The following is an 8,409-nucleotide window of genomic DNA, read 5'->3' as shown; positions in this document are numbered from 1 at the left end:
AATGCCGACTTCTCGCCATAAAAAAAACACTCCCCAATCAGATAAACAGATTTGTTATTTTATCTGTCTACCTATTGGGGAGCATATCACATGGACTCGCCTTCAATCATTAGACGGTTACCGCACCAGCGACTTCTTTCGCGAGTGTCTCGGCTTTCGCTTTCGCGTCAGCGACGATTTCTTCAATCTTGTCTGGGAATTGGTTCATTCCTTCAACCGCAAGCGTCGTCACGTCTGTCACGCCAACGAACGCGAGCGCTTGACGAAGGTATGCGTCAGCGAAGTTAAGGTCAGTGCCCGTGTAGACGCCGCCTGTCCCTTGAATGTGGATCGCTTGTTTGTTCTCGAGAAGACCGACCGGGCCTTGCTCTGTGTAACGGAACGTCTTACCAGCCGAAAGAACGCTGTCGAGGAACATTTTCATGCGGGCCGGGAAGAAGAAGTTCCACATTGGTGTCGCGAAGACGTAAACGTCCGCTTCCATGAACTTCTCGAGCATGCCGTTCATCGTCGCGACTTTCTTCGCTTCTACGTCCGTGAGCGCTTCGCCTGAAGCGAATTTGCCCCATGCGCTGAGGACGTCACCGTCGATTTCTTGAACGTCTACGTCGTAAAGTTCGATCGCCTCGATGTCGAGCGATGCGTTCTCTTCTTTGAGTGTCGTCATGAACGTCTCAGCGACTTGCTTGCTATATGACAATTCCGTCGGTTTCGGGTTAGCAGATACGTAAAGTACTTTTTTCATAATGGCTTCCTCCATCTATTCAAATCTCTATTTTTTATAACAACAGTTAGAACTATACCAGCTGTATATCTCATCGTCAATTATTTTGATTTCAAGATAAAAGTGCATAAAAAACACAGCAGGCTTCATTTGCCTGCCGCGTTGTAGCCGACGCGCTTCAACAATTCGATGAGCGTCTCGGTCTCCGACTCACTGAGCGGACCGTAAATGTCTTTGAAAATCTCGATATGCTCGGGGTAGACAACATCCATCAAGTGCTTGCCTGTCTCTGTCAACGAAGCGTATGTCACACGCCGGTCAGACGGGCAGGCGACGCGCTCGATGAGCCCTCGTTTCTCGAGCTTGTCAATTACATACGTGACGCTTCCGCTCGTAATCAAAATTTGATCACCAATTTGTTGTAACGGAGTGTCTCCTCGTTTATACAGGACCGACAGCACACCGAACTCTGTTGAATTCAATTGGTGGCGTCTCAAATCATCTTTCACACGGTCACTGATTGCGTCCATCGTCCGTGCCAAGACGACCCACGCCTTTAACTCAAGGGATTCAATCATGTCGGTTTCACCTCAATTCGTTCTTCGTTTATCTTTAGTATAGCAGGACATGAGCAGTATACGGGCAGGAAAACGCTTCGTCAAGAAACTTCTTCATTGTCCCCTTCTGACGAAACGTTTAGAATGGAGGTATTGTGATTTTTAGAAAGGGTGGACGGTATGCGTGAGTATTACGAGATTTCATTGACGATCAAACAAGATTACTTGGGTTCGGTCATCGAGTTGTTGAATCGGGAAGGCATCGCCCCGGATTATGCGCTTCGAAAAGAAGGTGCGGTCTTTTTGCTGTTCAATCACTTGCCTTGGTCGAACGTCACACGTGAACCGCATGCGGTCGAGCGCTTCTTGCTCACGCTCCCGCGCACGGACTACTTGTTCGTCAAAACGAAACGTAAATCGCCCGTCCCTGACCATGAGCCGGTCGCCTGCATGGGGGCGTTCGATTCTCCGTTTCATGAGCATTTGAAGATTGAGCTCGCCGTCGATGAGTCGGATGCGAGCCATCTCGATATGTCGGCGTTTCGCCACTACTGAGCAACGGGAAACCGTTGCTTTTTTTATGACTAGCTTTTCCGACAGACGGGAATATAGCACAGTATCTAAACGTAAAAGGGGAATGTCTGAATGGAACCTGTCATGTTAATCGTCAATCCGTCATCTGGAAAAGAGTTAGGAAAAGAACATGCGCCGCATGCCGAGGCAGTGCTGAAAGAGCGATACGGCAACGTCGACGTCCGCTTCACAGAAAAAGCGGATGACGCCACCCACTTCGCACGTGAAGCGGCACAACGCGGTTATCGCGCCGTCATCGCCATGGGCGGGGACGGGACGCTAAACGAGACGGTCACTGGACTCGCCGAAGCCCCGCACCGGCCGGACTTCGGGATTATCCCGCTCGGTACGGTGAACGATTTGGCTCGCGCCCTCGGTGTACCGAGCGATCCGGAAGACGCGATCGAGGCGCTCAAGACGGCTGAACCGACCCCGATGGATATCGGAAAATACGAGAACGGTTATTTCATGAACGTCATCGCCATCGGTCTCATCGCCGAAGCGGTCGATGAGGTGAGTGTCGAGGAGAAGACGAAATGGGGACCGTTCGCCTACCTTATCGAAGGCGTGAAGGCGTTCCGCGAGCACAGCCCGTATTCCCTTTCCGTTCAAGCGGACGAGAAGACGTTTGACGGGGACGCGTACCTTGTCGTCGTCGCCCTCACGAACTCGGTCGGCGGGTTTGAGAACTTTGAGCCCGACGCCGAGGTGAATGACGGCTTGTTGCACGTCTATTTGTTCGAAAGCCTCGGCTTCAAAGATGCGCTCCAACTTGCCCCGGCCCTGTTCACGGGCAAGTTGAAAGAGACGGACAGCGTCACCTCGTTCAAGACGAAACGAGTCCATGTCGACTCGCCTGAGTCGCTCCCGGTCAACGCGGACGGCGACACGGGTGGAACACTCCCGCTCACGTTCGAAGTGTTACCAAGTCATCTAAACGTTTTAAAACCGTTGACGTGATGACAGGAGTTTACCGTTCTATCTAGAAGCAAATGGGGTACCAGAAAGGAGTGGATGGGATGACAATCTCGCTCGTTCCTTTGAAAGAATCGTCACAGGACATCGTCAAGACGTTCAACCGCTGGAACAACGATCCCGAAATCGTTCATTTGATTCGACCGGCCCGCTCGGAAGAAGAACTCACCGTCGAGCACAACTTGACGGTCGAGTCGTTAGCAGAACGACTCCAGACACACGATATCTTTTTGATTTACGCGGACGACCGCCTCGTCGGTGAAGTGAACGTGATGTATGACGCCGCCCACCTTTACAGCCAAGAGCCTGGAAGCGCCTGGCTCGGACTCGTCATCGGCGAAATGGTCGGCCGTGGCAAAGGCGTAGGGACATATGCGCTCACCCTCTTAGAAGCACGGCTCAGGTCCCAAGGCACCCCGCGCATCGAGCTCGGTGTATTTGCGTTCAATGAAGCGGCCCGGCACCTCTATGAAAAGCTCGGCTACGTCGAAATTGCCCGAATCAAAGGATTCACGTATTGGAACGGAACGTTTCACGACGACATCCGAATGGAAAAACGACTGACATGAACAAGACCTCCTTCGCGTGAAGGAGGTCTTGTCTCAGTTGTTTAAATTCTCGACTTCGACGACACGGAACCCTTTTTGTTCGAGTTTCGCGACAATCTTATCTTTCGTCGGCTCCTCGACGTCCGGTGGTAACGTGATCAACACGCGGCGAAGCACTTTGCTCTTCGCGTCGAGTGTCATCAAGCTCGCAATGGACGAGTACTTGCTGACGATTTTCGTAATCTTCTCAAGCGCTCCGGCTTGTTCACTGAGTGCGATCGTGACGACGTAACTCCCCGTATCACGGCTCCACGCTTCTTCGAGCATCCCGAGCATCTTCCCGTGCGGCAAGATGCCGTAAAACTCGTTGCTCTCGTCTTTCAACACCGCGATGTACGGCAGTTCTTTGATGGAGAAGAACACTTTGAAGAACCCGTCCGACTCGTGGACATATTTTTGCGTATTTTTGATGAGCGTCAAGACATTATCGTCTAGGCTCCCCTCGTTCATGCCGTGACGATAAATGTGCATTTTATAAATGTTACCGCGGAAAAACGTTCCCGTCTCATCCAGGACAGGTACGCAGCGATACCCCGTTTTCTCGAGCGTGTCGAGCGCTTCCCGTAATGTCGCCGTTTCACTGATGGTGACGACATCTTTTTTCGGAATGCATAAGCTGTGCACTAACATGCGATTTTCCTCCTACCCAATTGAAAGTGGTCTACACCCTATTCATTACTATTCCCCAAATATGATTGAAATCCTCCTCTCGTTTTTTGGAAAGTTGGTCCGTCACTTTCTAAACATGGGATTTGTCGTAACGTCAAAAAGTCGTTATAGTGAAACTATCCAAACAGACAAAGGGGATTGAACGACTATGACGATGAAAAAAGCTTTAACGATCGCCGGTTCGGACACGAGCGGCGGTGCAGGGATTCAAGCGGATTTGAAGACGATGGAAGAGCTCGGTGTGTACGGTATGACGGCGCTCACGGTCATCGTGGCCCAAGACCCGCATAACGCCTGGCACCACGAGGTGTTCCCAATCGACACGACGTTGATTGAGAAGCAAATCGACACCGTCCTCGCCGGAATCGGGGTCGATGCGGTCAAGACAGGCATGTTGCCGACGCCTGAGATTATCGAACTCGCGTCACGTAAAATCAAAGAGTACGGCATCGAAAACGCCGTCGTCGACCCGGTCATGGCATGTAAAGGTGCCGATGAAATCTTGAACCCGGACGTCGCTATCGCTATGCGCGAGCATCTCGTCCCGGTCGCCAAAATCATCACACCGAACTTGTTTGAGGCACGCATGCTCGCTGGTCTCGACAAGACACCTTCGACGATGGAAGAAATCAAAGAAGCGGCTCGTTTGATTCATGAGCTCGGCGCTGAGATCGTCATCGTCAAAGTCGGTGGCAAGCTCGGTTTCGATACGGCGTTCGATGTGCTCTATGACGGCAATGAATACCGTCTCCTCGAGAGCGAGAAAATCGAACCCGCCTTCACACACGGCGGCGGTTGCACATTCTCGTCTGCCATCGCGGCGTCACTCGCAAACGGCCATTCGGTCGACGAGGCCATCGAAATCGGCAAAGCGTTCATCACAGAGGCGGTCCGTCATTCATTCCGACTCAATCAGTACGTCGGACCGACGAACCACACGGGCTACCGTAAAAAACTAGCAACACAATCCTGAACGGGTGACCCGGGGCGCATGCTTCGGGTCATCGTTTCCATTGGAGGAGAGAAGTGTGAACACGATTCAACCTGAAGTGATTCAAGCTTATTTAAACAAACACGTGACGACTCCGCTCTACGCGCACGTCGAGACGACGAACGGCGCTTACGCCACTCATAACGACCCTGATTTCCATAACGCCGGCATGTTCATCCGAAATGTCGTCATCGAATATAGCATCGGACAAATCAAAGGCCATGGACCTTACCGCGTCGGATTAAAGCTCGACCACGGCTGGCTTTATGTAGAAGGTCTGACCGACTTCGAGTTGCATGGGGATCAACTACTGCTCGCCGGACACGACCGCCTCGGCCGTCTCGCCTGCGCGCTGCATCTCGACCCGAAACCGCTCCCACAAGGAGCCACGGAGGTGGAAGACCAATGACCGGACCGTTACTCGTCATTTTCCCGCATCCCGACGACGAAGCGTTCAGCTCCGCCGGGACGATTATCCAACATCAAAAGCAAGGATTTCCTGTCACGTACGTCTGCTTGACGCTCGGTGAGATGGGACGAAACATGGGCTCCCCGATTTTCACGACGCGTGAAGAGCTTCCAAAAATCCGCAAACACGAACTTGAGGAGGCCTGTGCCGTCATGGGCATCTCGGACCTTCAAATGTGGGGACTCCGGGACAAGACTGTCGAATTCGAGGACGAGGCCGAGCTTGCCGCCCGGTTCCGCGCCTTGATTGATGAAGTCAAGCCGGCACGGGTCATCTCGTTTTATCCGGGATATGCCGTCCATCCGGACCACGAGGCAACGGCACGCGCCGTCGTGCGTGCCCTCCAAGAGATGGACGCGTCCGTGCGACCTGAATTTTTAGGCGTCGCGTTCGACCATCGTACCGAAGCCGATCTCGGAAAGCCACACGTCATCATCGAGGTCGGCGATGAGAGCGCGGCGAAGCGAGAAGCACTCTTCGCCCACCGCTCGCAGACAGAAGGTCTCCTGCGTGCCATCGATCACGCAGAAAACGCCCACGTCATGGAGTTACTCCAACGTGAGCGCTTTTATCACTATCCGTTCTCATGATTCATATGCGAGACGCGTCACGTACAGCAATGTACCGACCGTCCCAAGACCAATCAACGTTCCTAATACGACAACGATATGTTCCATGTTCTCACCTCTACTTGGTTTTACGAACTGTCTGAACAATAGGTTTCAACGACGCGTGCAGCTTGCACGCGTTTTTTTAGAAATACAAGAAATAAATGACAGCCGCCAACACGATCCGATAAATCGCGAACGGTGTCAGTTTCACTTTATTGATTAACTTCAAGAAAAATTGAATCGACAACAGCGCGAACAAGAAAGCGCTGACGAAGCCGACAAGGAATACCGGTAACGTCTCCATCGTGAAGTAGTTCCACTTGCTGTAAAGCGATAGCGCACTCGCCCCGAACATGATCGGCACGGCCATGATGAACGTGAAATCCGCTGCTGCGCGGTGACTCATCCCGAGGAGGACACCACCTGAAATCGTCGAGCCCGACCGTGAAAAACCTGGCCAAAGTGAAAAGCATTGAATCAATCCGACACCGAGCGCTTGTTTGTACGAAATTTCATCGAGCGTCGCCGTCGTCTGACGCTTCACGCCCGACAAATCAGCCGCAATCATGAAGAACGCCCCGATGACGAGCCCGATCAATACCGTCTTGACCGAAAAGAGATGCGTATCGATATAGTCTTCAAACAGTAGGCCGAGCACCGCTGCCGGCAACAGGCCAATCAAGATATGTAGCAGATTCAACTTGTCGGTCTGACCGCGTCGGAACGAGACCAGCTCCTTCGGATTCAATAATTGTTTAAACCGATTCCGAAACACGACGATGACCGCTAAAATCGAGCCAAGTTGAATCACAATCTTGAACGTGTTCGCGACTTCCTGTCCTAAAAATGCGCTCGAATTGAGCCACAGGTCATCGACGACAATCATATGTCCCGTAGACGACACCGGTGCGAACTCGGTCAACCCTTCGACGACACCTAACAAAAAACCGATGAACAACTCATACCATGACATAATGTTTCTCCTGCTTCTGTATTGGGTCTAATCATACATCGGGATGAGTCGTCCCGCCCTCGGTCTTAAGACGTAAAAAAGAGGGCGTTACGCCCCCTTTCCCCTTGTTTTAAAAAAACAAGCGGTTCAATGTGCTTCATCGATTTACATTTTTTTTGCGTGGTAGAGACACACGACAGCACCGATCATCAGAAATGCGCTAAATAAAGTACGTTCAGCTCCCACGACAAACAATAGACCGAGTGCAATGATGCTTCCATGCAACAAGACCGAAACCGACGATTCGGTCGTCGCACGGATGGCAGAAGGGACGCGGTGATGTAGCACCCCTAAATAAATTGGCTCAATCACGCCTGCGAAGCATGCCATTATGGTCATCCATATGAGACCGAATGGGCTTGGAACACTGCCGAGTAGGAGAAAGCCAATCCCGATTCCCCACCCGATGATACGATGCCAACGCTCGGCCGAGGCGACTCGTAGTAGATGCGGGGCGAGCAGTTGTCCCGGGATTTGGATGAGCAACAAGCCAGTCGAGATGGCCCCGAACCAATAGATTGGGACGCGAACGTCTCGTGCATACAGTTGCCAAAACTCTTCGACAAAGTTGAACGCACCGAGGACGAGGACAAACGATACGGTCAACGTGAGAAGCAATCGGTCGCTCCATAGAAAATAGAAACCGGCCCGTAGCTGACGCCATGTCATCACCTCGTCGTGTGTGGTCCGAGTCGGTTCAACGAGCAACAAACTACAGCTCGTGGCAAAGAAAAGGCTACCAATCGACACGATATAATTCAACTCAAACGAGAACATTGTCGCAAGTAGACTTCCGCTAAAGGCTGCCACGACAGCAGCAACTAGTCCGATTGCGTTTAAGCGGCCAACCCATCGTTCGAACGTGGATTCCATTCCGCCTTGTTCGAGTGTTTCATACAAAAGTGCATGTTCCGTCCCACTCCGACAGACCGCACCGACCGCGGACAAACTGATGGTAATCGCGAAACCAAGAAATGAAAACGACCATAGCAACACGACAAACGAGCACCATTCCAGTGCGATTCCGAGTTGAAGCAGACGACGACGTTCCATATGATCGGCTAACACACCGGCCGGAACTTCAAGCAACACCACGATGATGGCGTAAAGGAACTCGATATAGACGACTTCTTGAATCGTAATGCCACGAGATTCCCAAAACAGCCGTTCAATCGTATAGGCCGGAATCAACGCTTCAAACCAACGCATCCCACTGAGTA

General features: G+C 51.9%; 11 protein-coding genes. 6 read left to right on the top strand and 5 right to left on the bottom strand.

Annotation, left to right across the window (positions count from 1 at the left end; genetic code table 11):
• Nucleotides 1-109: 109 nt before the first annotated feature.
• Both KNP76_RS09670 and KNP76_RS09665 read right to left on the bottom strand, forming a co-directional pair.
• Nucleotides 110-745 (bottom strand): FMN-dependent NADH-azoreductase, encoded by a 636-nt coding sequence (locus KNP76_RS09670; protein ID WP_034816771.1) that lies wholly within the window; start codon nt 743-745, stop codon nt 110-112.
• Between the two features lie 125 nt (nt 746-870).
• Nucleotides 871-1,302 (bottom strand): MarR family winged helix-turn-helix transcriptional regulator, encoded by a 432-nt coding sequence (locus KNP76_RS09665; RefSeq protein ID WP_034816773.1) that lies wholly within the window; start codon nt 1,300-1,302, stop codon nt 871-873.
• A gap of 159 nt (nt 1,303-1,461) precedes the next feature.
• Here KNP76_RS09665 and KNP76_RS09660 point away from each other — a divergent pair, with 159 nt between their 5' ends.
• From KNP76_RS09660 to KNP76_RS09650, 3 genes are all read left to right on the top strand, one after another.
• Nucleotides 1,462-1,836, top strand: coding sequence for a hypothetical protein (locus tag KNP76_RS09660; RefSeq protein WP_034808627.1), 375 nt, complete (start codon nt 1,462-1,464; stop codon nt 1,834-1,836).
• Between the two features lie 90 nt (nt 1,837-1,926).
• Nucleotides 1,927-2,814 carry a diacylglycerol/lipid kinase family protein gene (locus KNP76_RS09655; RefSeq protein ID WP_034808629.1) on the top strand — a complete coding sequence of 296 codons (888 nt, stop codon included), beginning with the start codon at nt 1,927-1,929 and terminating at the stop codon, nt 2,812-2,814.
• Nucleotides 2,815-2,846: 32 nt separating this feature from the next.
• Complete coding sequence (locus tag KNP76_RS09650) at nt 2,847-3,398, top strand: GNAT family N-acetyltransferase (RefSeq protein ID WP_251137427.1); 552 nt, start codon at nt 2,847-2,849, stop codon at nt 3,396-3,398.
• Nucleotides 3,399-3,431: 33 nt separating this feature from the next.
• Here the strand turns inward: KNP76_RS09650 and cbpA are convergent, their stop codons facing one another.
• Complete coding sequence (cbpA, locus tag KNP76_RS09645) at nt 3,432-4,067, bottom strand: cyclic di-AMP binding protein CbpA (RefSeq protein WP_034805156.1); 636 nt, start codon at nt 4,065-4,067, stop codon at nt 3,432-3,434.
• A 187-nt stretch (nt 4,068-4,254) separates the two neighbouring features.
• Between cbpA and pdxK the strand changes: the two genes are divergently transcribed.
• From pdxK to bshB2, 3 genes are read left to right on the top strand one after another with little or no spacing between them, the layout of a single operon-like run.
• Nucleotides 4,255-5,079: a pyridoxine/pyridoxal/pyridoxamine kinase gene (gene pdxK, locus KNP76_RS09640; protein ID WP_034816775.1), complete on the top strand. Its 825-nt coding sequence runs from the start codon at nt 4,255-4,257 to the stop codon at nt 5,077-5,079.
• Between the two features lie 55 nt (nt 5,080-5,134).
• Nucleotides 5,135-5,506 (top strand): YojF family protein, encoded by a 372-nt coding sequence (locus tag KNP76_RS09635; protein ID WP_034816776.1) that lies wholly within the window; start codon nt 5,135-5,137, stop codon nt 5,504-5,506.
• Entirely contained in the window at nt 5,503-6,156 is a 654-nt protein-coding gene (gene bshB2 / locus KNP76_RS09630; RefSeq protein ID WP_211780086.1) for a bacillithiol biosynthesis deacetylase BshB2, read from the top strand. Before KNP76_RS09635 ends, bshB2 begins: the two co-directional genes overlap by 4 nt.
• 163 nt (nt 6,157-6,319) lie before the next feature.
• On the opposite strand, the gene KNP76_RS09625 is transcribed toward bshB2, so the two are convergent.
• Together KNP76_RS09625 and KNP76_RS09620 are read right to left on the bottom strand one after the other, a co-directional pair.
• Nucleotides 6,320-7,150, bottom strand: a complete 831-nt coding sequence (locus KNP76_RS09625; RefSeq protein ID WP_034816778.1) for an undecaprenyl-diphosphate phosphatase — start codon at nt 7,148-7,150, stop codon at nt 6,320-6,322.
• A gap of 144 nt (nt 7,151-7,294) precedes the next feature.
• Nucleotides 7,295-8,398 carry an MFS transporter gene (locus KNP76_RS09620; protein ID WP_214844431.1) on the bottom strand — a complete coding sequence of 368 codons (1,104 nt, stop codon included), beginning with the start codon at nt 8,396-8,398 and terminating at the stop codon, nt 7,295-7,297.
• Nucleotides 8,399-8,409: the final 11 nt, after the last annotated feature.

It is taken from the genome of Exiguobacterium sp. s150 (genome assembly GCF_018618435.1).
GTDB lineage: Bacteria > Bacillota > Bacilli > Exiguobacteriales > Exiguobacteriaceae > Exiguobacterium > Exiguobacterium alkaliphilum.
The sequence above is the reverse complement of the archived record's forward strand: the minus strand, read 5'-3'. Positions and strand labels throughout refer to the sequence as shown.

Coding starts and splice junctions, on each gene's coding strand:
- KNP76_RS09670 (WP_034816771.1), bottom strand. CDS start 745: ATGAAAAAAGTACTTTACGTATCTGCTAACCCGAAACCGACGGAATTG.
- KNP76_RS09665 (WP_034816773.1), bottom strand. CDS start 1,302: ATGATTGAATCCCTTGAGTTAAAGGCGTGGGTCGTCTTGGCACGGACG.
- KNP76_RS09660 (WP_034808627.1), top strand. CDS start 1,462: ATGCGTGAGTATTACGAGATTTCATTGACGATCAAACAAGATTACTTG.
- KNP76_RS09655 (WP_034808629.1), top strand. CDS start 1,927: ATGGAACCTGTCATGTTAATCGTCAATCCGTCATCTGGAAAAGAGTTA.
- KNP76_RS09650 (WP_251137427.1), top strand. CDS start 2,847: ATGGGGTACCAGAAAGGAGTGGATGGGATGACAATCTCGCTCGTTCCT.
- cbpA (WP_034805156.1), bottom strand. CDS start 4,067: ATGTTAGTGCACAGCTTATGCATTCCGAAAAAAGATGTCGTCACCATC.
- pdxK (WP_034816775.1), top strand. CDS start 4,255: ATGACGATGAAAAAAGCTTTAACGATCGCCGGTTCGGACACGAGCGGC.
- bshB2 (WP_211780086.1), top strand. CDS start 5,503: ATGACCGGACCGTTACTCGTCATTTTCCCGCATCCCGACGACGAAGCG.
- KNP76_RS09625 (WP_034816778.1), bottom strand. CDS start 7,150: ATGTCATGGTATGAGTTGTTCATCGGTTTTTTGTTAGGTGTCGTCGAA.
- KNP76_RS09620 (WP_214844431.1), bottom strand. CDS start 8,398: ATGCGTTGGTTTGAAGCGTTGATTCCGGCCTATACGATTGAACGGCTG.